Here is a 24,563-nt window from a genome sequence, read left to right as displayed (position 1 = left end):
TAAATTAAAGTCTCTGTTAGAACTTTAAAAACAAAATCTTTCCCGGCTACCTCCTCCGTTGAAAAGTATAATTGGAGAGATCTTCTTTTAAAAAACACATTATTAAAATACAACTAAAAACAAAACCCTATCTGCGATGGCAAATAGGATTTTGAAAAAATAAAAAAAAATAAAGTTGACTTACTATTTTACAATTAATTTAGCTGTAAATAATTTGCGAGAATGTATTTTAAGAATATAAACTCCTTTTGGTAAATCTTGATTTATTAAAGAAAACTTATTGTTATTTACATTTTTTGTAGCATACAATAATTTTCCTTCCATACTGTAAATTTCTATTTCATCAATAGGATACTCTGACTGAATAAAAGTTTCCATATTGCTATTAGTCGGATTTGGATATACTCTTAAACCATTATCGATTTTAAACTCGTCATTACCCAAATGAGGTTCAATTACTTCAAAAGAAACCCTGTTTGATACTTCGTTATAAGAATCATTCGTAAACATTACTAAAAAGTAGTTTCCTTTTTCTTTTGGTAATTCTGCGGCTGCAATGTTTTTAGTCCCTTCAGAAAGTCCTTCAAAGTAAGTGTAACTAACTAATGGCTTCGCATTAGGATCATCCCCTTCGTGGTAAACCCCTAACCAGTCTTTTACAATTCCGGGAGCATCTGTCCATGATGCCGTAATTTGTTCTCCAAGATCATAAACCGGTTTATTAATCCATAATTCTGTAACTACTGCACCAATTTTAAAGAACACTTTGTTTCCAATAGAGTTAAAACCATCTTGCAGATAATACTCGGCATAATAATATCCTTTTGGTAATCCGGTAAAAGATTTAGCATCTGCAACCGTTGTAACGTACTGCCAGCTAGTCGATGCTACTCCTGAACCCGGATTTACACCCATTTTATAAATTCCAATCCAATCTTTTGCAAGCTGCGGACCATTACTATAACTAACAATTACCGGAGTACCTACTGAGTATTCGGTTTTATCTGTAGTTAATACCGGAACAGGACCTACATAAAAATACTTTCGGGCAGCAACTTCTGTATAACCTCCATTAGAAAATATTGCGGCATAATAACGTCCTTTATTTGCCAGTCCGCTTGGGAAATTAATAAAACCACTCGCACTTCCGTCTGTATACTTCCATGTTTGCGATGGTGTAGAAGCCCCCGGTGTCTGCCCGTCTTTGTACAATCCTATCCAAGTCGAAGTACTGGCCGGAGCATCTGTAAAATTAACTTTAATAGGCGTGCTTTGCGAATAAGTCAAAGCGTCTGTTTGTATCTCCGTATTAACGGTATTACTTCCTGTAACAGTAAAGGTTTGAACATCACTCCAAGGAGACCATTCCAGGTTTCTATCTCTATACCTTAACTTTACATAGTATTTACCATTTGGAAGCGAATTAGAAGCTAAATTCATCTTGGTAATATCAACGCCAAGATTGATATTAACTGTCGAATCTTTTTTGGTACCGTACTTTCCGTATAAATTTTCGAAGTCGCGATATACCTCTTTCTTTACAATATCGAATGTAGGAGTCTGAGAAATTAAAAACTGACTGGTATTTAAAAGCTCATTTGTTGTCGTACTATAAGCCGATCCGGAAATTGTTAACGGTAAAGTATTTGTTGTCGTAAAAGTATTGGTAATAGCAGGTTTAACAGGTGCTGCTTTGTTTTTGTATCTATGAAATTCATCCATTAACTGGTTGTTCTTCCATTTATCTACACTCCCAATAGAATAACTCTCGATATCCATTTTTCCATTTATCACGTCAATATCTACAATTTGATAAATCCAATTGCAGATTGTTTTCTGTACATCTTCAAAATCCTGTTCTGTAGACGATCCCCAATATTGATCCCAGGCAGTTCCTCCCGAAATAATATTATAAGTTGGGGTGTTTTTTAATTGTCCTCTATGATAAAGATGGTGATGCGCACCAATATGCATTGAATATTTTGGAGAAGTTACCAATAAAGGAACCGCCGTATTACGAACCCATGTAGAAATATCGCCAACATATTGCTCTGCCTGGTACGGTCTATGACTTAAAGAAAAAATCCATTCTACAGTATTATCTGCATTGGCTGTAGCGAGAACCTGTTGCAGCCATGTTAATTGTGCTGCACCTGTATGTTCTGAACTTAAACTGATAAACAAAACATTACCTGCCTGCTGTGCATAATAATTCTCTGTTCCAGATGAAATTCCTTTATACGAAAGTTCACTAATGTAGAAATGATCGTAATAAGAATTCATTCCAAGAGTTCCATAAGTTTCATGATTTCCTACTGTGGTCTGGATCGGAATATTACCGGATAAACCTCTGTTCTTTTTAAAATGTACATTCTCGTAATGATCTAAAGTTCCTACATCAACCTGATCTCCAACCATAAAAGTCATAGAAATATTATCATCCGGAGATAAAGTCTTCCCCCATTTTTGTTTTATTTTTCTTTTGGCTGCCGAAACCAAGGAATCATAACGAGGGACAGCCTTTAACTGGTTGTCACCCATAATCAAAAATCGGATATGCCCATCTGCCGTAGCTGCTTGCCCCGGATTTGGCAATGTTTTAAAAGAATAAACTGAAGATACATTTGCTCCTGTCTTTATTCTGTAATAATACTTGGTGTTGGCAGAAAGATTAATCAGCTTAGCACTGTGATAAAAATAGTTTCCCGGGTAACCAGAATCTGTAAAAACATTTGTATTACCTGTAACGGTAACATTAAGGCTGGATGCTGTTGTTCCATATTCTACAATAGACTCCGGATTACTCTCTGTTTTCCAGTTTACATAAATAGAGGTCGGTGTTGCATTTTGCAAATACGGAAATAAGTTTTGCGCTTTTGAAGCATAACTTATTACCAGAAGCAAAAATAGAAAGTAAAGTTTTTTCATACGTTTTTTTTGTTTAGATCAAACAAAAGTATTGTACGAGAGATCAATAGCTTTTAAGAGAATATTACCTTTCTCTTATTTTTACTTCTCTTTATTGTAAAGTTAATCCTAAAAAACAAAAACCAACGTGGCTTCTATCTAATCCAAATCCTAAAACATTTCTCAAAAATTCTATAACACATTTCGCTGATTCATGGGGTAATTTTAAGTATCAATTTAAAACATCAGAATCATGCAAAATAAAATACTAAGATTGTTAATGGTATTTGTAGTACTATTTTCATTTACAAGCTGCGAAGTTATTGGAGACATTTTTAAAGCCGGAATGGGATTCGGGATATTTCTCGTAATTTTTGTTGTTGCGATTATTATTTTCATTTTCGCCAAAATGTTCGGAGGCAAATAAGACATGAAAATTCCCGTTATTTTCATAGCGGGGATTTATTTTTTTGCCACTAATTACACAAATTAGCACAAATTTAATTCGTGGAAATTCGTGCAATTCGTGGCCATATTTTTTAAATACAAAAAAATCCCAAACTCCAGGTTTAATTTGAAATTTGGGATTTTTAATATTGGAATTTGAAAAATTAAAGATTGTACATCTTCTTTCTCTGTTCCTGAATCTTTTCATCATCAAGATATTCGTCAAATGTCATGTAACGGTCGATAACTCCGTTTGGTGTCAATTCTACGATTCTGTTACCAACAGTTTGCGCGAACTCGTGGTCATGCGTTGTGAAGATCACAGAACCTTTAAAGTTTTTCAATGAATTATTGAAAGCGGTAATAGACTCCAAATCTAAGTGATTTGTTGGTTCGTCCAGCATTAAAACGTTTGCACGTTCCATCATCATTCTGGAAAGCATACAACGCACTTTTTCTCCTCCAGATAAAACTCTGGACGTTTTTAAAGCTTCTTCTCCAGAGAAAATCATTTTCCCTAAGAAACCTCTAATAAATACTTCATCGCGTTCTTCTTCTGTTTTAGCGTACTGACGTAACCAATCTACTAAACTCAAATCGTTTTCAAAGAAATCGTGGTTTTCCGCAGGAAGATAAGCCTGGTTTGTTGTAATTCCCCAATCAAAAGTTCCTGAATCTGCTTTTTGCTCACCGTTTAAGATTTCGTAGAAAGCTGTTGTTGCACGTGAATCTTTAGAGAAAAGAACGATTTTATCACCTTTTGCCATATTCAAATCAACATCTTTAAATAGAACTTCACCATCTACAGAAGCAGATAAGTTTTCTACATTTAAGATCTGATCTCCCGCTTCACGATCCTGATCGAAAATAATCGCAGGGTAACGTCGGCTAGAAGGTTTGATTTCAGAAATATTCAATTTAGAAATCATTTTTTTACGAGAAGTTGCTTGTTTAGATTTCGCAACGTTTGCACTAAAACGACGAATAAATTCTTCCAGCTCCTGTTTCTTCTCTTCTGCTTTTTTGTTTTGTTGTGCACGTTGTTTTGCCGCTAATTGGCTAGACTCGTACCAGAATGTATAGTTTCCTGAATAGTGATTAATTTTTCCGAAATCAATATCAGAAATATGTGTACAAACCGCATCCAAAAAGTGACGGTCGTGAGATACTACTATTACAGTATTTTCGTAGTTTGCTAAGAAATTTTCTAACCAAGCGATTGTCTCGAAATCCAAATCGTTGGTAGGCTCATCCATAATCAATACATCAGGATTTCCGAAAAGTGCCTGCGCCAAAAGCACACGAACTTTCATTTTTCCTTCCATATCGGCCATTAAAGTATAATGATCAGCCTCAGAAATTCCTAAGTTAGACAACATTGCTGCTGCATCAGAATCGGCGTTCCATCCGTTCATTTCTTCAAACTGAACCTGAAGCTCCCCTATCCTGTCTGCATTTTTATCGTTGTAGTCTAAATAAAGTTCATCCATTTCTTTTTTAACAGCATACAGAACTTTATTTCCCATCAAAACAGTTTCCAAAACCGTATGCTCATCGAACAAGTTATGGTTTTGCGTTAAAACCGACATACGTTTTCCCGGTTCTAAATGAATATGCCCTGAAGTTGGGTCCATATCGCCTGAAATGATTTTTAGAAATGTAGATTTTCCAGCACCATTGGCTCCAATAACTCCATAAATATTTCCGTGTGTAAAAGTGGTATTTACTTCGTCAAACAAAATTCGTTTGCCAAATTGAACTGATAAATTATTGACTGTTAACATGAATGTCTTTTTAATTAATTTGGTGCAAAAGTACGGAAAAAGGTTTAATTTTTCTCACCATAAAAGTGATATAAGTTTATTAAAGCTAAACTTACACTTTCTCTCATTAATTATATGATTTAAAATTACATTTTACTTATCTTCACTTTTTATTTTAGTTAAACTTATGCAAGCTCCCATCTTATTATATCAAACTTCTGAAGCTAACATTAATATTGAAGTTACTTTTTTGGATGAAAATTTCTGGCTTTCGCAAAAGGCTATGGCTTTACTATTTGGAGTCGAATCTCACACGATAACTTATCACTTAAAAGAAATTTATAAAAGCTTAGAATTAGATCCTATTTCAACTACTCGAAAAATTCGAGCAGTTCAAACTGAAGGAAAAAGAGAAGTAAGCAGAGAAATTGATTTTTACAATCTCGACGCAATTATTGCTGTGGGTTATAGAGTAAATTCTAAGCAAGCTACTCAATTCAGAATTTGGGCAACTCAGACTTTAAAAGAATTTATTATCAAAGGGTTTGTTTTAAATGATGAAATGCTTAAAAATGGAAAAGCTTTCGGGAAAGATTATTTTGAGGAATTATTGGAGCGAATAAGAGAAATTCGTTCTTCTGAAAGACGTTTTTATCAAAAAATCACTGATATCTATGCGCTTTCGGCAAATTATGAAAAAGACAATATTGAAACAAAAGCATTTTTTGCAACCGTGCAAAACAAACTTCATTGGGCTATAACAGGCAAAACTGCTTCCGAAATTATTTATACAGAAGCAGATGCCACAAAAATCTATATGGGACTTTCAACATGGAAAGATGCTCCCGATGGAAAAATTCAAAAAAGCGATGTAACTATTGCGAAAAATTATTTAAACGATGCGCATCTTCAAGAACTCAACAGAATTGTTTCAGCTTATTTAGATCTGGCAGAAAATTATGCTAAACGCCAAATCATTATGCAAATGGAAGATTGGACCGTTTTTCTAAACAATTTTCTACAGCTTTCAAGTTATCCTATTTTGACTGATAAAGGAAAAATTTCTCATTTGGAAGCAAAAATTAAAGCTGAGATGGAGTTCGATAAATATCGAATTATTCAGGATAGAGAATATTTATCTGACTTTGACAAAGAAATAATGAAATTAAAAAAAGAATAATTTTCACCATGTAAGTAAAATAAGTTCATATTAATTAGCTTATAATCTCTTACATGAACTTATATGGTTTAAAAAACTACTGTTTACTTTCTTTCGCTAAAGCCACTTCCAAACTCTCAAAATTGGGTAAGACTTTAGAAATCATTCCTTCTTTATTGAGAATAAAATGTGTTGGAAATGAATTTAACTGTAAAGCTTCATTCATATAGTCTTTCATATTTGGAATAACCGAATACGATAACGGTTTTCTGGCCAGGAATGTTTTTAATTGTTCCGGTGAATCTTCGGCTAAACTTACAAAAAGTATATCTTTTCTGTCTTTATAAGCTGAAACAAGCTTATTAACCTGAGGAAATTCTCTAATACAAGGCGTACAATGAATGTACCAGCATTTTATCACAATGATTTTTCCTTTCATGGATTCGTTGGTAACCAGATTTCCATCTAAATCTTTAAATGAAAACGAAGGAAAAACCGTTCCTTCCATTTTATAATTCTTGAGAGCATCAAAACCAATTTGATTGATTGTTGCTTTTATACTTGTATCTGTTTTTGGCTGAATTTTGAATAGTTTATAGACATAAACATTCGCCTCAGATTTTAATCGAATTGGGATAACGTTTCCGTTTGCCAATTGATCTAAAAAAGATTCTTTTGAAATTTCTTTTGAAGAGGAATCCAGCGCTGTAAAATCTCTGGAAAGCATTATGTTTTTACTTTGATAAACGGACCAGCCTGTATATGTTTTTTGAATTTGAATGGGATCAACTTCCAGGTTTTCGAATTTATTTTGACTGAAAGAAGTAGTGAAAATTAAAAATGCTATTATAATATAAATTGATTTCTTCATGAAGTTTTATGGGATAATTCTGGAAGTCAAAAGTAATTAAAATAGTTTGTAATCTGGATTTAACGGTGAAGAAATGGTACGCGGATGATACGGATTCGCTAACGCGAAGACGCGGATTAAAACAGATTTTTATAAAGCTTTCTTATTTTTTTTTAGAAAACACTAACTACACGAATAACTTCATTAAAAAATACCATATGTTAAATTTCTTACAAAATATTCGTGATGACACAAATTTGTATCAAACTAAAAATAGTTATTATTTAAATTTACAGAAAAACATAAAACTATGACTACAAACAACTTTACACACGAAATGGAAACCAGATTAAACGATTTCTTTACTGACAAAATTGATTGTAAAGAGATGGCAAAACTGATACGAGAAGTAAATAATGCACTTTCGATATGCGTTATGAGGAAATGTGAAACTATAGAAGCGGAAATAAAAAATGTCGATGATAATTTTTACTGGCTTAATAAACTTGCCGAAGTTTTAGATCCTTATTTAGAAGCTTAAAATAAGCACTCCAAATTGTTTTAAGCATAAAAAAACTGGTAGTAAAAACTGCCAGTTTTTTTTATGTACAAAAGAGATTATTAAAAACTTTAATTATTTACTTATGACAGGTAAAAAAGAAATATCCATAAAATATTCTTTTGGATTCAATGGGTTAATTACAACCTTTATTTCATCTTTTTTTATAGAATCTGTGGGGTCAAACCAAATATTGTCGCTTTCAAAAAAATATAGTTCATTGTTTTTTGGATCCAGCCACTCACTGCAAATAAAATAAGGATTACTACCGTTTACTGTTGTGTTTAAATCAATCTGTACATCAATAAATTTTGTAACAATTTGTTTTCCGTTTTGCTGCAAAAAATGCATTTTCTTTTGTTTAGAATTATCAGATAAAAAAAATGAGAAACCTGTCAAAAAGAAAACGGCTCCAAAAAAGCCTAAAATTGATACACCTGTATACAAAGTACTAAAACTATTGATTTTAGCTTTGTTAGGATTTTCAGGATCATACAAAACTTCGACATTTTCTCCTTCATTATAGTTTGTTAGATTGTTACTGTTATCAGAAATAAATTGAATTGGTTTACCTGCTTTTGTGATAAAAGACACAATAGTTTTCTCATTTGTAGAATTACCTAAAACAATACCCTGTACAGCATCTGCCTTTTCTACAAAAGTCCTTTTTTCCTGATAAATATAAAAGGCTTGTGCAAATATTAGCAAACCAATTGTACAGAAAATATATTTCATTATAGAAAAGCTATTTTTCATCTTTTATAAATAATTATTTTTTAATGCAAAATACTTCTAAAAGAAATTACAAGTATTATATATTTTGTTTTTTTTATTAATAAAAAAAACCGGCAACAAAAATTGCCGGGTTTATAATGTATTAATCAAAGAGATTTTTAAAAATTATTATTTCATAACAGGTAAAAATGAAATATCCATCATATATTTCTTTGGATTATCCGGATTAATCAAAACCTTAATATCATCTGTTTTTATAAACTCTGTTGGATCAAACCAAATATTTTCGCTTTCAAAAACATACATTTCATTCGTTTTTGGATCAAGCCACTGACTTGATATCTGAAACGGATTTCTTCCGTTTTCCGTCATACTATAATTTAGGTGTACCTGAATAAATTTTGTATCGATACGTTTGCCATTATTGCGAAGATACTGGAACTTTTTTTGTTTTAAAATACCGAACCAAATAATACCAAAACCTATCAAAAAGAAAACTGTTCCTAAAATTCCAAGTATTAACGTTCCAAGCCACAACGAAGCAAATCCGTTAATATCAGCATCATTTGGATTAGCGGGATCGTACAAAACTTCAACACTTTCTCCTTCGTTATAACTTGGAGGATTACTGCTGACAGATGAAGTAAATTCAATTTTATTTCCGGCTTTTGTTGCAAAAGCAACTACGGGCGCATAAGTAGTAGATTTATCAGATCTTTTACTAATTAATTCAACAACTGTTCCCTGAACAGTTTCTGCTCTTTTTAAAAAGGCCTGTTTATCCTGATAAAGATAAAAAGCTCCTGCAAGCATAAGCACTCCAATTGTAAGGAACACGTATTTAATTATAGATATAGCTTTCATGTTTTAGATTATGTATAACGCGTGCAAATATAAGATTTATAATACTAAAAAATCAAATCTGATAATACCAAATATCTCACAGATTAAACAAATTTGTTGTACTTATCAGAATTATAAAACCTCATGAAATAAATAACTAAATTAGCTGAAATTCCGGTATAAAGAATCTTTCTTCACCTATGAAGCAGGCTTTTTAACTACTAAAATACAGGGTTTGTAGTTAAAAATCTCCTGTTGCAGGTTTAACATCTAAAAATTATAATTAACAAACTAAAAACACTTTAAATTTAAAAACATGAACAATCCTCTGGTTATACTTGGCGCTTTGCTTGCCTTTGTTAGTCTAATTGCTTTTTTTGTGGGAATACTTCGTCTGATATTCATTTCTCGCGATAGACAAACTTCGGCAAAAATTATATTGTGTGCCCTTGTAGCTTTTGCAATTGGCTTTGGTTTCTTTGTTTCTAATGTCAAAATTGGAGACCATTAATAAAAAAACCCGACAATAAAATTGCCGGGCTTATAATGAGCTCCTTAAGGTGAAAACCAAATAACAAATCACCTTAATTTGCCACATTTATTCGAAATATAAAATCAGATTAAAAAATAAATAACCAAACTCAATTTTAACCTCCCCAATTTTTTATTTCTAAATTTTGTATTCATTTTAGTTCAAAAAGTTCATCACTTTAAATGATTTTTTGTTTCCTGCTCTATCTGTTACAATAACCAAAAACAATTGTTTAGTTGAAAAACTTTGATTGTAAAGCAGTATTTCTTTGTTATTCTGAACATTTCTGTGACTTACGATTGATTGCCCAATGGTATTGAACACATCCACCTGAGCAATATCTTCAGATTCATTTACTACCGATAGTGAACTACCTTTAAAAGTAGCTATCGTAGCACTGCTTTTTGAAGAAATATCATCAAGCGCTAACGTTTTTGCTGCAGACTGTGATGCAAAATAAGCGGCATACGCTTTAGATAATTCAGATGAATTACCACAAGAAGAGGCATCCCAGTTTACAGACCAAGTCATTAAACCTCTTAAAGAAGGATATGGTCCGCCTGGCTGCATAGTGTATGTTCTTCCTGAAAAAGTGGTTCCGTTTCTTAAATAATCCATCGCATTGATTCCTTCAGTCGGTGTTAAATAACCGCTACCTGCTGCACTTGGACAAGCTGGTAATGCAATAAGAACTTTTGAAGCTGGTAAACCATCAAAATGCATTCCTGTTGTACCAATGTTATACCCTTTTATCACCATATCTGTTAGGGCTGTTACCATGTTTGCTTTCTTAGCTGTACCATAATATTGGCCATCTAATCCGTTTTCTCCTCCTGTATTATACAATTGTACGGCTAACAAATCTAATTCGTTACGTAAGTTTTGAATGATTGGCAGGAAAGAACCAAAAGTATCCGTATAAGTAGAATATCCTCCTTGTACGTATTGTGTTTCCGGAGCTGCAGTTAATAAAAATCCAGGGCCATAGTAGGCTTTTAACTCTTTGAAAGCATCTACTACGTTTTTTAATCTTGGATAAGCAGAAATACCTGAATAAGAAATATCTCTTAAACCTCCTGCACTAAAATTCATCGATCCGCCTTCAAAATCAATATCAACTCCATCAAATTGATACTCATCAATAATAGCTTTTAGACCATTAACAAAAATATTTTTCTGAGTTACATTATCTAAAACGACATGACCATTTTGACCTCCAATAGAGACGATAACTGGAACACCGCTATCTCTTAAAGATTTGATATCATTTTTCAACAATTGCTTATCGAAAACACCATTGGTCAAATATCTAGCATCGTTTGTGGTTAGTATTGGCGTATAACCATCACGATTAACGGTTTCTACGAAAGAATAATCCACTACGTTAAACTTACTTCCTTTTATTTGAGAAAAATATAAGAATGGAGCAGAAGTATTTTCCCAAGAATGCGCATATCCTAAAATAATTTTAGATGGAAGCGGAATAAATCTATTACCACTTATTGTAGCGATTTTAATAGTATTGTTTAATGTAGTTACAGCAGCTTTATTATCAGTTGCTTTAATTACAATTGGATAATCCTGATAAGCGGTTGCGGTTGGTGTAAAATTATACGTATAAGTATTATTTGTACCTGCTGTCATGTTAAATGTGCCTCCATTTATTGTAATCGTAACACCTGAAACTGATCCGTCACTATCAACAGCTGTAACTGAAATTGGCACAGCCTGGAAAGTACTTTGGTATACAGTAGTGTTTGATGGTGTATTCCAAGTAATTACAGGTAATGTATTTGGACAGTTTGCACCAGAACAATTTAATGTAAAACTATATGTTTTTGAATCTGTTGTTCCATTTGATGCAGTAGCTGTAACGGCTAAAGTGTGACTTTGCGAAAACTGATTTGCAACTGGTGTCCAAACTGCTGTGTAAGTTCCAGAAGAATTGGTAGCGCTTATGCTTTGTCCATCTAAACTAAATACAACAGACGAGATTGTAGTGGCATCGGCAGCACTTAATCCAACACTTGCAACGAAATTAATTGCTGATCCTAAGTTTATAGCAATCGCCGAAGCTGTCGGTGCTGTAATAGCAACCACTGGCTTAGTCACAACTGTTGTTTGTGTATTGAAATTATAAACTGTTGGCGTTGTCGGAACAGCAAAGTTTGCCAGGTTATTTGGAAAATAAGCTACTTCTCCGTTTTGCCATGAATTTAATTTCAAGCTTAATATTTGCGTATAACCTGCTACAATTGAATTATCGAAAGTATAATTTCCTGATGCATCTGTTGTTGCCAAAACGCTTTTCCAGTTGTGTGTGTTATCTGTCCACGGTAAAACAATTTCTACTTTTGCATTGGCTACTGGCGTTGAACCATTTTTTACAGTTCCGCTGATTAAGTTTGTAGCTGCTGCCAATGCCATTTTGCCGGTAGCGCTAGTATTAAAATTGTATATTGTTGGACTTGCAGGAACTGCAAAGTTGGCTAGATTATTTGGATAATAATTAACTTCTCCGTTTGACCAAGTATTTAGTTTTAAACTTGTAATGGTTGTATAACCGTCTATAACTGAATTATCAAAACTGTATTTTCCTTGCGCATCTGTTGTTGCCAGAACACTTTTCCACGGATGTGCATTATCTGTCCATGGTAAAACCAATTCTACTTTTGCACCCGAAACCGGAGTAGTTCCGTTTTTAACCGTTCCGCTAATTTTACTTGTAGTTACAACAACATCCTGTGTGAAGTTTAATGTTTTATTAGCATTCAGATTAGAATATACTGTAGAAGCCGGTGTATAAGTTTGTCCGCTTAAAGCTGCTGTTACTGTATAATTTCCTGCAGCTGGTAAACTTAATGAATAAGTACCGCTTGCATTTGTAACTGCCGTAAAGTTCCCTCCTGTAGAAGACGCTGTAACCGTTACACCAGAAACCGGAGTTGCATTATTCAAAATTGTTCCGTTTACTGTATAATAAACTACCGCTGCACCCTGAGTAAAATTCAACGTTTTATTTGCGCTGATTGCATTATAAACTGTTGAAGTTGGTGTATAAGAGAATCCTGTTTTTGCAGCTGTAACGGTAAAATTTAAACCTGCTGTTAATCCTGCAACGCTATAAGCACCACTTGCATTGGAAACCGCAGTAAGAACAGTTGCACCAGAAGTTGCAGAAACTGTAACTCCAGATACTGCTGCAGATCCGTCAAGAACAGTTCCGCTCACCGTATAAGTTGGCTGTGATCCGTTAATAATAACTGCTGTTTGGTTTTGAGTAACATTTATTAACGTTACCGGAGTAAAAGTATAGCTCGCTTTTGCAGCTGTAAGACCATAATTTTGCCCGGAAGTTAAGTTGTTGAAAGTAAAGTTACCGGTTGCTGAAACCACAGTTTGTATTACCGTATTTGCTGCGTCACGCAATTCAACAGTAACGTCTGTAACTAAAGCTGAGCCATTTTTTACAGAACCTGAAATACTTACTGTTCCCGGAACAACACTTCCAAACGAAGTATCAACCTGTGTTAATAATGAATTTGGAATTGAACCTCTTGTATCCTGAGATAATTCCCAAATCATCCCTCCGGCTAAGTTTTTTGATTTTATATACTGCACTTTTAAGTCCATTGACTGTTTATCTTCATAACTGATAAACTGCTTTAAAGTCGAGTTGTATAAATAAGGAACTTTTGTAGTATTATCAAAATATCTTACCCATCCTGCCGAAGCTGCACTTGCAGTAACCTGCATAGTATTTGGATCTAAATAGGCATGTGAATTTGTAACCGGATTTCCAACCAAATCGCAAATTTCGATACTTCCTGATTTTTCACAAGCTCCAGAACCATCCCATGTTCCGGTTGGGTTTTGCGGATTTGTACATCCAGGAACTACATATCTTGGTGCTGCAACAAACAATCCATTTGTTGAATTTGCAGCAACGTTATCGAATTTTTTTCCGTAAAATGGTAATCCCATGATTAATTTGTTGGCAGGGAAACCAATTACGTTTAAATATTGATTTGTTAATTCATCAAGTGATTCTGATTGCGTAGCACCATACAATGGATCATTTGTATTTCCGCTTGCATACAAAGGCGCATTATAGCATGTTTTATCATACCAGTTTCCTCCAAAATCATATCCGAAGTAAGTAATATAATCGCAATATGTCGAAATATCTTCTGTCATTCCGTATTGTGATCTGTTGTTTGGGCCCAAATACTGTTTAGAAACATTTCTAACATTATTTCCGGCTGCAATTGTAATAAGTTTATTTGGCATTGCCTGACGCATTGCTTTCAATAAAAGCACTAAATTTTTATTATCATCAGGGCTATATTTTTGTGGAGGAACCGGTGCACCATTTACGATCTCAGTTCCATCAGTTCCACCAGAAAGAGGATATTCCCAATCAATGTCGAAACCATCAATAAATGGATAAGTAGTAATAAAGTTTGCCATATCTGCAGCCAGAGCAGCTCTTGCCACAGGACTAGCGGCAATTGGAGAAAGATCCTGACCTTTTGTCCAGCCTCCAACAGAAATTAAGACTTTTAAATGAGGATACTTTTCTTTTAACTTTTTCAAGTCATAAAAGTTTCCTTTTACCGGAGCATCCCAAGGGATTCCGCCTTCCATATGCTCAAAATCAGCATAAGTATCCAAACATTTTAATTTTGTATTCTCCGGATGGGCAGGATCATAAGTTGTCCCATAAAAAGAATAATTTAAATGCGTCAATTTACTTCCATCTATCTTCGGAACATTGAAGTCCCGGGCATAAATAGACCATTGCGCATAATACCCCACTACTTTTTTTCCGTGAGCCGGTTGGGCTAACGCGAGTAAGGGAAACAGTAACAAAAAGAGCAATCTGTAATAATGTTTCATAATTAATAAATATTGGTTAATAGAAAATAAATACTTGGGCCACAGCTTATAAAGCCGGGTTTCGCTCAATCGCAAATTGGAATTTTGCAATCGACTGGAAATAAACTCAAATTACATTCTATAGATAAATATTACTATTACTAACTAGTCCATAATCAATAGCAAATAGTCTTGGTTAAATATTTATTTATAATTTTTAAAAAATTAATATAAAATATACAGGCAGATAAATTTGGGGATAACTCATCAATCTAAGATACTTTTGTTTGTCATGTTTCTTTTTATTCTCTTATTCTTTCTATTTGGTTTTAAAGGGTTACTATTATGGTTATTTGTGTTCTAAAATATTTTTTCTTTTAAAATAAGGTTTAACTTTTTTAGCCGTTTTGTTAAAATTATCTCTACCAAAAATCTCTGGTAGAGATAAATTAAATTCAGATATTCAAATAACAAAACTTACTAAACATCACTAACTCAAACCAAACTTTATAATAATTTTTTCAAGCTTTTGTAAACTGCCAACTCAACATCTGCATGCTCTTTTGTATTGCATTCTTCAATTAAGTTTTTCAAATCTTCTGCTTTTAGAGTTGATTTATTATCTAAAACCAACAACATCTGTTCAGAGGCTTTACTTAATTTTTTTGCTAACGGAAGAACAGGTTGTACAAGCGGTGCGTTTGCACTTAAATCACTTAATTCTTTGTTTAAAGCAATCCACTTATTGAAAAATGCTGAAACTTTTGCTTTATTTTCCGGCGTTTTATTTCCTAAATATTGAGCTACTGAATCATCAAAAGCAAGTGCATCTTTCGCATCTGGTCCGCAGGCATCTGCAAAAAGAGTCAACGGAGAGTACATTTGATACTCTGTTCCTCCTTTGTTACGAGTATATCCTTTTAATGGCTCACAAACATTCGTCAATTCATTTAATGCTACTATACTTTGATTGTTTGCTACATTTCTTAAGATAACTCCTTTATTGCGAATATGTGTTAATCCTAATTCTTCTAGTCTGAAAGAGATAAAATCCATACGTTTACGCATGTTAGCAACATCGGTAATATCTTCTGCCGACCAAAGTCTTTCTGCAATCGCAGCAGTTCTTGGCCAAACTCGTGAATCTATTGTAGTTGATGACGCAAGCTCTGTCCACATTGTTGCTTCTCCACCCAAAATTCTCGCTTTTTCTTCAGCTGATAAATTAGCTCCTTTTGGCATCGGATCATTTAAATAATGACTTTCAACCGGATACATCAAATCGATGTAAAAACCATTTGATAATACAGTTTTGTAACCTTTTTTTACTGCATCAACCAATGATTGTCCTGCCACAACGCCTTCATTTGGTCCTCTCCAGGAATGTATAATCGCATCTTTTGACATGTTTTTTGTCATGATCTCTTCCCATCCCATTAATTGTTTTCCGTGTTTTTTAAGCATCGGCACTAACTGCATCGTAAAATAAGTCTGCAATTCGTGGTTTGTGGTTAAATTATTTTTCTTTTTAAACTCCTGAATTTTTGGATTTGCATCCCAGTCTTTCCCTTCGTTTTCATCTCCTCCAATATGGAAATATGCTCCGGTGAATAATGGACAAACCTCATCAAAAAGTTCGCTTAGCAATTGATATGTTTTAGGATTTGAAGGATCTAATGTTGGTGAAAAAATACCAGCATTTCTTTCAATTCCATAGGTAGAGATTGCTGTACCCTGAATATTTTTTTCGGAAGTTCCACCAGTCAATGTAATTACCTTGCTTCCAATTTCAGGATAAGCAGTAAGTATTGCAGAACCGTGACCAGGAACATCTATTTCGGGAACTATTAAAATACCACGCTCATCGGCATACTTTACGATATTTTTAATTTCCTCTTGTGTATAATACAATCCATCTGATGCTAATTCAATTAGTTTCGGATGCTTTTTCATTTCAATTCTCCATCCCTGATCATCCACTAAATGCCAGTGAAAAACATTCATTTTCATTGCTGCCAGTCCATCGATATTTCTTTTAATAACATCAATTGGCTGAAAATGTCTTGAAGCATCAATCATCAATCCTCTCCAGGTAAATCTTGGAAAATCTGAAATTTGCGAAACTGGAAAATAAAAAGATGTATTATTATTCTGCAACATTTGCAATAAGGTTTCAAGGCCGTGTAAAGCACCTAAATCACTTGTTGCATTTATTGTAATTTTGTTTTGTTTGATATCTAAATGATAACTTTCGTCTTCATACAAACCAATTTTCCCACTTTTAGTACAGTTTATCTGAAGTTCTGCTGTTGGTACTTCATTTAGCTTGGTAATAAAACCTTGTTCAAAAAATATACCTGTCCTTCCATCTAAGCGACGTAAAAAACGAGTTACTCCTCCATAAATTCTTGGATTAGGGGTTCCGGTAATGTTTACTTTAAAATTTTTAGTTAAAGTAAAATTCCCATCGTTTAAAACAACACTTTGAGGCCAGGGCATAAGATTTAATTGCTCTTTTTGAATTTGAGCATTAGATGTTAAACCCGCTAATAGTAGGACAAATAAATATTTCATTTTAATTTTTTGTAAAGATGTTATCCTGAGACAACATTAATAAATAGATAAAGGAAACAAAACTCAGAATGATCACTATTGATCCCTCACTAATCGCTGTAAAATCAATCTGAATTTTGCACATGATTCGCTCTAACCCCGAATCAAATTATTTTAGTAATCAAAACGTTTAAAAGCTTCGATTGCTTCGTATTCTGCCAGACCTAATTCATCATACAGAATTGCAGTATTTTTATTTCGGTCTTCTGCACGTACCCAGAATTCTCTAGAATCGTTTCCTTGAAACATCACTCTGTCTTTTTGAGACTGGTGGTATAAAATTGCGTGACGTTTTAATAATACTTCTGATGGAGAAAGTGGTACTGCCATATCAATTTCATTAATATCCCATTCCTGCCATGCTCCGCGGTACAACCATAACCAGCAATCATCCATATATTTTTCTGACTTTAACTCTCCCATTGCTGCGAAAATTGCATTCAGACAAACTTCATGAGTTCCATGCGGATCTGCAAGATCTCCTGCCGCAAATACCTGATGTGGTTTTATTTTAGCAATAATATCTTTTACGATTGCAATATCTTCCGGACCCAAAGGATTTTTCTTAACCTGTCCGGTTTCATAAAACGGAAGATCTAAAAAGTGTGTATTTTCATCTTTCAATCCAATGTATCGGGTTGCTGCATAAGATTCTCTTCTTCTTATAAGTCCTTTTAATTTTCGAACTTCCAAAGAGTCTATTTGATTTCCTGACTTATTATTTAAAAATTTAATTACTGATTTGAAGTTAATATCAGCTGCAGCTTCACCAACAAAATCGTTGCTTACTTCTGCAAATTTTAATGCTTCATCATCTGTAACCGCTATATTTCCGGAGGTTTGATATACTACATGTACATCATGCCCTTGTTTTATCAATTTTGAAAAAGTTCCTCCCATAGAAATAACATCATCATCTGGGTGCGGACTAAAAAGAATAATTCTTTTTTTAGCAGGATTGGCTCTTTCCGGACGATGCGAATCATCTGTATTTGGTTTTCCACCCGGCCATCCTGTTATGGTATGCTGCAAGACATTAAACATATTAATGTTCAAATCATAAGCAGAACCTTCTTGTGCCAAAAGATCAGACATTCCGTTGTTGTTGTAATCTCTGTCTGTTAATTTTAATATCGCTTGTTTTGTTTTTTGGCATAACCAAACAATCGCTTTACTTTTTAATTCTTGTGTCCAGATACATTCTCCTACTAACCAGGGTGTTTTAAAACGTGTTAACTCTGACGCTGCAGACTGGTCTAAAACAAAAGTTGCATTAGGATGATTTTGTAAAAATGTTGCAGGAACTTCTGAACTTATATCTCCCTGAACTGTTCTTTTAATAATTTCTGCTTTATTCTGTCCCCAAGCCATCAATACAATCCTTTTAGATCTCATAATGGTAGAAACTCCCATGGTAATAGCTCTTTTAGGAACGTTATCTATACCATTAAAATCTGATGAAGCATCTACTCTGGTAATATGATCCAATGTAATAATACGAGTCCCTGAGTTAATGTGTGATCCAGGTTCGTTGAAACCTACGTGACCTGTACGACCGATTCCTAATAATTGAAAATCTAATCCTCCTGCACTTTTAATATTCATTTCGTAATCGATACAATATTGATTCAATTCATCAATAGAAACTGTACCATCAGGAATATTAACATTTTCAGGTTTAATATCAATATGATTAAAAAGATGCTGATGCATGAAATAATGATAGCTCTGATTGTTTTCTTTTGACATTGGATAATACTCATCCAAATTAAAAGTGATTACATTGCTAAAACTCAACCCTTCTTCTTTGTGCATTCTAACTAATTCTTCGTATACTTTTATTGGCGAAGAACCTGTTGCTAAACCTAATACGCAAGATTTGTTTTTCTCTTGTTTAGATCTGATCAATTGAGCAATTTCCTGTGCTACAATTACCGAAGCTTCGGCAGAGCTTTTGAAGATTTCGTTATGAATTTTTTCAAATCTGGTCTCTTCAAATTTTCCAGCGCTCTTATAACTAATATCAGGTTTTATATCTAAAGCACTTTTCATTTCTTTTCTTTTTTTGGTATGTACAATTTTGGCTTTTTAAAATGGTATAAGCAATTTGCACTGCTTATACCATTTACTAACCAAACTTAAATATTCTTGTAATCTTAAAACTTTCTTAGAATTTATTCACTCCAGTATCCCACCAAAGTCTAGTTGCTCCAGTATCAACACCTCCTAAAAGGCTAACACCTTGCGCATAACCAGTTGGATTTGAAGTTTTCTCGTTTACGAAGAAATTCAACCTTCTTACAAAAGTTCCCTCAGGGATTTTTCCTCCTGAATAGTTATGTACAGGTAAGAATAATTTTGGGTAACCAGTTCTTCTTGTCTCAGCCCAAGCTTCCTGACCGTCAGGGAAACCAGCAATCCATTTTTGAGTGATGATTTTTTGTAATTTCACTTCATTAGAAGCTGCATCAGACCATTTAACAGTTACCAGGTTTTGTGCAGCAATATTATTACCAGGATTTAATGGATCTGTAAAGGCAGCTGGTAAAGCAACATCATCACTAGTATAGTCTGCTGCACTTCCTGCACCAAGCTGAGCAAATGAAATTGCGATTCCATTTTCGTAGAATGACTGAGCACTTCCTCCACCAACATTCCATCCTTTTAAAGCTGCTTCTGCCATTAAGAAATAAGATTCTGAAGCATTAAACCAAGGAATCATATCATTTTCTACAATTGCACCAACCTGAGAAAACTGATCTTGTTTTGCCGTTCTATAATCAGCATCAACCAAACTTCCCATTCTGATACCTTGATAAGTTCCAGTTTTAGTAGTTTTAAAGAAAGTAGCTCTTCTTGGATCATTGTAACCATTCATTATAGAAACAATCGCTCCTCCTGCATTAATATCTGCCCATGGACCTGTATAGGTTTTAACCGGATGCTCTGCTAAGTAAGCCATATTCTCAGTGTTAGCAGTAATAACTCCTAAACCTGCTAGTGCAGCTTCTCCTTCAGTTTTTGCTTTTGCAGGATCAACATTAGAAATACGCATCGCTAAACGCAATCTTAAAGAGTTAGCAAACTTTACCCAATTTAACACTTTCCCTTTAGCTGTAGTTCCGTCTGTTTTATCAGTTTTATCAGGAAAGAAAGTCGCAGTTTTATCTGCTGTCGCTATAGGAGTCAAAATATCAATCGCAGTTTTTAACTCTGCAAAAAACTGATTATAAACTGCTTGTTGAGAATCGTACGGAGTTGATCCGTCAGTATTTCCAAAACCAGAGTATACAATTGGTCCATAATAATCTGTAGTTTTATGCATTGCATATACTTTTAAGATCAAAGACCAGGCATAAAACTGAGGGTATTTATCTTTTGTTAATTTCTCAAGGTTATAGGCATTAACCATCTCTCTTTGGTATTTCTGAACCCATTCGGCCCCATTCCAACCATCTAAAAGAGCATAAGTTGAATTGTTTGTATTTCCTTCAAAATCATGAGGCGTTCCCATATATCCGGAGAAAATATCTGCATTTAAATTGAATTGAATATCCCCTTGCCAATCATCTGCAACCAGGATATACATACCTCTTTGCATGGTCTTAATAGGTGCCTTTACCTGATTAAAGTCTTGTTCTAATTGAGTATTACTAAAACCAGTCTCATTGGTATTTATATCCTCAAAATCACCTGTACAGCTACCTAGTGAAAGAGCTAAAACTGCACTAAACATTAATAATTTATTTTTCATCTGTGAATTTTTATCGTTAATTAAAATCATTTTTATTGACTTATAAGCCAACCCATTTCGGGTTAAATTGTTTATTGTTTTACCTCTTCTGCATTCAATCAATAAACCAATCCTCTTACAACAACCAAAAGGTTTTGTCCTTTATATTATATTATTTTAGAAAGTTAAATTTAAATTAACACCTATACTTCTAGTTGAAGGCATTCCAAAAATATCAACACCTTGTAATCCTTCTCCAGAACTTAACGTTACGTTTGGATCAAACGGAGCGTCTTTGTAGAAGAAAAATAAGTTTTTACCAACAAGAGAAACATTCACTGCATTGAAAATTGTGCTTTTGCTAAAGTCAAATGTATATCCTAAAGAAAGTTCGCCTAACTTAACGTTTGTAGCTTTGTACATATACTCTCCTGTAGCACCTGCTCTATCTCCAACTGAACTATAATAATCTTGAGCACTCATTGTAGTAACTGCATTTCCATTAGAATCAACTGCATCAATTTTAACTCCACCAGCAGCTCTTGCATCACCTGTTGCTTTAGATACACCATAAGCATCCATCATTGCTTCAGTCATACTCATTACGTGACCTCCAAATCTACCATCGATAAGAATGTTTAAGTATGCTTTTTTGTATTTGAATGAGTTTGAAAAACCTAACATAAAATCAGGATTTGAACTTCCCATATTTACCCAATCAGTCTTTTGAACTTTAGCAGCAGCACCTACACCATCAAGTACCATTTGTCCTTTATCATTTCTTAGAATATTTTTTCCTTGGATTGTTCCAAATGGTTGTCCTACTTGTAATACGTATCTGTAACTGTTTGGATCACCATTTGTTAAGATTACAGTATTAACATCTCCATTGGCACCTGTACCTAAATCAAGTACTGTATTTTTGTTTGAAGCATAATTTAAACCAAGATCCCAAGAAAATTTATCACCAACGATTGCTTTTCCAGTTACACTAATCTCAAAACCTTTATTTTCGATACTACCTGCATTAAAAGCGTAGTTAGTATATCCTGTAGTATTAGGAATTGGAGCCGGAGATGTAATTAATTGATTTTTAGTTTCATTATGGTAGTAAGTAAAATCAAATCCAATTCTGTTATTAATAAATCTCCATTCTGTACCAAACTCGTAAGAATTTTGCATTTCCGGTTTCAATGACGTTCCTGGTTTTGGTCCAACATTCGGAGCCGTTACGATACCACCAACCAAAGTATTTACTGGTGAAGTTAAAAATGCATTAACATCATTACCAACCTGAGCATAAGAAGCTCTAACTTTTGCATAACTAATTGATTCTGGTAATGATACCATTTGACTCAAAATAGCTGACAAACCTACAGAAGGATAAAAGAAACTTAAGTTATCTGTATTTACTAAAGTTGAAGACCAGTCGTTTCTTCCTGTTACGTCAAGGTAAAGCATATCTTTATAACCAAAAGTAGCACTTGCAAAAACAGACTGAACTTCTTTTTTACCACCAATAGTATGTGCATTTCTTTCTGCAGATACAAAGTTACCTGTATTGAACCAGTTAGCATTTACTAATCCGTTTTTTTGACCTGAATCGCTTACATAAGCATCATTAATTGTAGATTTTGTGATACTTGTACCAACGTTTGCACTGAATGAAAAGTCATCGTTGAATTTTGTATTAATAGTAGCAATTAAATCACCATACAATTGAGAACTTTCGCTATCTGAATAGATATATCTACCTGTTGACGGAGCTAAAGTTTCGTTTGTACCTGCATACATTCTTTTGTCAAATGTATTATTAAATTTATTATAACCTCCTCTAGCTCTAACATTTAACCAATTATTAGCTTTATAATTTACAGCTACAGAACTAATTAAAGATGTGTTTCTATCGATAGATTGATTTCTATTTAAAATCCATCCTGGATTTTGAATAATATCCGACGTAGCTGATGGCCATCTCTGAGTCATTAAGTTTCTCTTAGGATTGAACTCTTCGTAATTATTGTAATAATCATTGAAATCATTCCCTCTTGGAAACAAATAAACCCCAGTTAGTGGATTGAAATATAATCCGTTTGTTGCTTTGTTTGTAATTTTCTGTTCAGCATAAGATAAACCAGCATCGATTGTTACTTTGTCATCAAACATTTTAATACTTTGACGAAGTGCGATGTTATTTTTCTTGAATTCATTTGTTGGAATAATTCCGTCAACATCTGTATTTGCATAAGTAAGACTTGTTGACATTTTATCACTACCTCCATTTACAGAGATCGAATTGATCATAGTAACACCAGTATTGTAAAAACCTTTAACATGATCAGGTGAACTTTTAGCAGCACCCCAAGTCTTATCTGATGATGGAGCTGCTCCATAAGACGTTTGAAATTCTGGTAATGAAACCACGTTATCAACGAATAAACTTGCATTATAATTTGCTGTTACTTTACCTTCTTTACCTTTTTTTGTTGTAATTACGATAACACCATTTGCACCTTGAGAACCATATAAAGCAGCTGCAGAAGCTCCTTTAAGGACAGTCATAGACTCAATATCATCAGGGTTCATCATCGAGATTGCATCTCCACCATCTCTGTTACCTCCTGCTGTATCACCAAAAACCTGGTTAGCTTGCGCAGAATTAGAGTTCAACAAAGGAATTCCGTCAACAACATATAATGGCTGATTATTTGTCGCAGATGAGTTACCACGAATAGTTACTTTTACTGCTCCACCAGCTCCAGCAGAACTTTTACCAACAATTAAACCTGCAACTTTTCCAGATAAACTATTCATCATGTTGGCATCTTTAACTCTTGTTACCTCTTCTCCTTTTACTTCTTGTGCAGCATAAGTAAGAGTCTTTTTTGATCTTTTAAGACCTAAAGAAGTTACAACAACTTCACTTAATGCATTAGATGCTGCAGAAACCATTTTAACATTAATTGTAGCAGCATCACCTACAACTATAGATTGTGTTTCAAGACCAACATAAGAGAAAACTAATGTTTGTCCTTTTTGTGCCTCAATTGTGTACAATCCATCAAAATCAGTACTAGCCCCTTTTTGACTTCCTTGTACCGCAACAGATGCGCCTGGCAACGGCATCCCATCAGAACCTGTAATCACACCTTTAACATTCTTTACCTGAGCAAGCGAAACCTGCGCAGTAAAAACAATCATAAAGATTAAGAAAATTTTTTTCATGTTTATTTATTTTGTTAGTTATGGTGTAAATTTATTCTTAAGGGATTGTTAAAAAAAATAATTTATACAAACAGCTTCAAACTTTAAACGAACGACATAAAACATTCAATAATACGCGTTACGAAAACGTTTTCAAATAAAATAAAATCACTTTTTTATGTAATTTATATCGTTTTATTCAGTAAAAAACACAATTCATTAACATATTAAAAACTCAGCAAACCCCTTAATTACCTGACAATTACAACAAAAAAGACTTTCAAAAAAAACACAAAACAATTCAATATTTCACTATACGAAAACGTTCTATCCCAAATAT

Annotated in this window: 14 protein-coding genes; 4 read left to right on the top strand and 10 right to left on the bottom strand. The window is 33.8% G+C overall.

Going from position 1 to position 24,563, the window contains the following annotated elements; all coding sequences use genetic code 11:
* Positions 1-183 precede the first annotated feature (183 nt).
* Positions 184-2,928, bottom strand: a complete 2,745-nt coding sequence (locus OLM51_RS10185; RefSeq protein WP_264554204.1) for a fibronectin type III domain-containing protein — start codon at positions 2,926-2,928, stop codon at positions 184-186.
* A 232-nt stretch (positions 2,929-3,160) separates the two neighbouring features.
* Between OLM51_RS10185 and OLM51_RS10180 the strand changes: the two genes are divergently transcribed.
* Positions 3,161-3,334, top strand: coding sequence for a hypothetical protein (locus OLM51_RS10180; protein ID WP_264554203.1), 174 nt, complete (start codon positions 3,161-3,163; stop codon positions 3,332-3,334).
* 184 nt (positions 3,335-3,518) lie between these two features.
* On the opposite strand, the gene OLM51_RS10175 is transcribed toward OLM51_RS10180, so the two are convergent.
* A complete protein-coding gene (locus OLM51_RS10175) occupies positions 3,519-5,138 on the bottom strand; it encodes an ABC-F family ATP-binding cassette domain-containing protein (protein WP_078228806.1) in 1,620 nt (539 codons plus the stop codon).
* Positions 5,139-5,304: 166 nt separating this feature from the next.
* Between OLM51_RS10175 and OLM51_RS10170 the strand changes: the two genes are divergently transcribed.
* Positions 5,305-6,297 (top strand): virulence RhuM family protein, encoded by a 993-nt coding sequence (locus OLM51_RS10170; RefSeq protein ID WP_264554202.1) that lies wholly within the window; start codon positions 5,305-5,307, stop codon positions 6,295-6,297.
* A gap of 76 nt (positions 6,298-6,373) precedes the next feature.
* Here the strand turns inward: OLM51_RS10170 and OLM51_RS10165 are convergent, their stop codons facing one another.
* Positions 6,374-7,147: a TlpA family protein disulfide reductase gene (locus OLM51_RS10165; protein ID WP_264554201.1), complete on the bottom strand. Its 774-nt coding sequence runs from the start codon at positions 7,145-7,147 to the stop codon at positions 6,374-6,376.
* A gap of 289 nt (positions 7,148-7,436) precedes the next feature.
* On the opposite strand from OLM51_RS10165, the gene OLM51_RS10160 reads away from it, so the two are divergent.
* On the top strand, positions 7,437-7,667 hold the full coding sequence (locus OLM51_RS10160) for a hypothetical protein (RefSeq protein ID WP_264554200.1): 231 nt from the start codon (positions 7,437-7,439) through the stop codon (positions 7,665-7,667).
* Positions 7,668-7,760: 93 nt separating this feature from the next.
* On the opposite strand, the gene OLM51_RS10155 is transcribed toward OLM51_RS10160, so the two are convergent.
* Together OLM51_RS10155 and OLM51_RS10150 are read right to left on the bottom strand one after the other, a co-directional pair.
* Complete coding sequence (locus OLM51_RS10155; protein ID WP_264554199.1) at positions 7,761-8,420, bottom strand: DUF3592 domain-containing protein; 660 nt, start codon at positions 8,418-8,420, stop codon at positions 7,761-7,763.
* Positions 8,421-8,588: 168 nt separating this feature from the next.
* The gene (locus tag OLM51_RS10150) at positions 8,589-9,284 is read right to left on the bottom strand and encodes a DUF3592 domain-containing protein (RefSeq protein WP_264554198.1); all 696 of its coding nucleotides are present in this window, start codon (positions 9,282-9,284) and stop codon (positions 8,589-8,591) included.
* A 295-nt stretch (positions 9,285-9,579) separates the two neighbouring features.
* Between OLM51_RS10150 and OLM51_RS10145 the strand changes: the two genes are divergently transcribed.
* Positions 9,580-9,774 (top strand): hypothetical protein, encoded by a 195-nt coding sequence (locus OLM51_RS10145; protein ID WP_264554197.1) that lies wholly within the window; start codon positions 9,580-9,582, stop codon positions 9,772-9,774.
* A 177-nt stretch (positions 9,775-9,951) separates the two neighbouring features.
* Here the strand turns inward: OLM51_RS10145 and chiA are convergent, their stop codons facing one another.
* The 5 genes from chiA to OLM51_RS10120 form a co-directional block, all read right to left on the bottom strand.
* Positions 9,952-14,694 carry a T9SS-translocated chitinase ChiA gene (gene chiA / locus OLM51_RS10140; protein ID WP_264554196.1) on the bottom strand — a complete coding sequence of 1,581 codons (4,743 nt, stop codon included), beginning with the start codon at positions 14,692-14,694 and terminating at the stop codon, positions 9,952-9,954.
* Between the two features lie 486 nt (positions 14,695-15,180).
* A complete protein-coding gene (locus tag OLM51_RS10135) occupies positions 15,181-17,247 on the bottom strand; it encodes a beta-N-acetylhexosaminidase (RefSeq protein ID WP_264554195.1) in 2,067 nt (688 codons plus the stop codon).
* Between the two features lie 153 nt (positions 17,248-17,400).
* Positions 17,401-19,338: a glucosamine-6-phosphate deaminase gene (gene nagB, locus OLM51_RS10130; RefSeq protein ID WP_264554194.1), complete on the bottom strand. Its 1,938-nt coding sequence runs from the start codon at positions 19,336-19,338 to the stop codon at positions 17,401-17,403.
* Between the two features lie 115 nt (positions 19,339-19,453).
* Entirely contained in the window at positions 19,454-21,040 is a 1,587-nt protein-coding gene (locus OLM51_RS10125) for a RagB/SusD family nutrient uptake outer membrane protein (RefSeq protein WP_264554193.1), read from the bottom strand.
* 156 nt (positions 21,041-21,196) lie between these two features.
* Positions 21,197-24,244 (bottom strand): SusC/RagA family TonB-linked outer membrane protein, encoded by a 3,048-nt coding sequence (locus tag OLM51_RS10120; RefSeq protein WP_264554192.1) that lies wholly within the window; start codon positions 24,242-24,244, stop codon positions 21,197-21,199.
* Positions 24,245-24,563 lie beyond the last annotated feature (319 nt).

It is taken from the genome of Flavobacterium sp. N2038 (assembly GCF_025947185.1).
Lineage (GTDB): Bacteria > Bacteroidota > Bacteroidia > Flavobacteriales > Flavobacteriaceae > Flavobacterium.
This window is presented reverse-complemented; position numbering and strand designations above follow the sequence as displayed.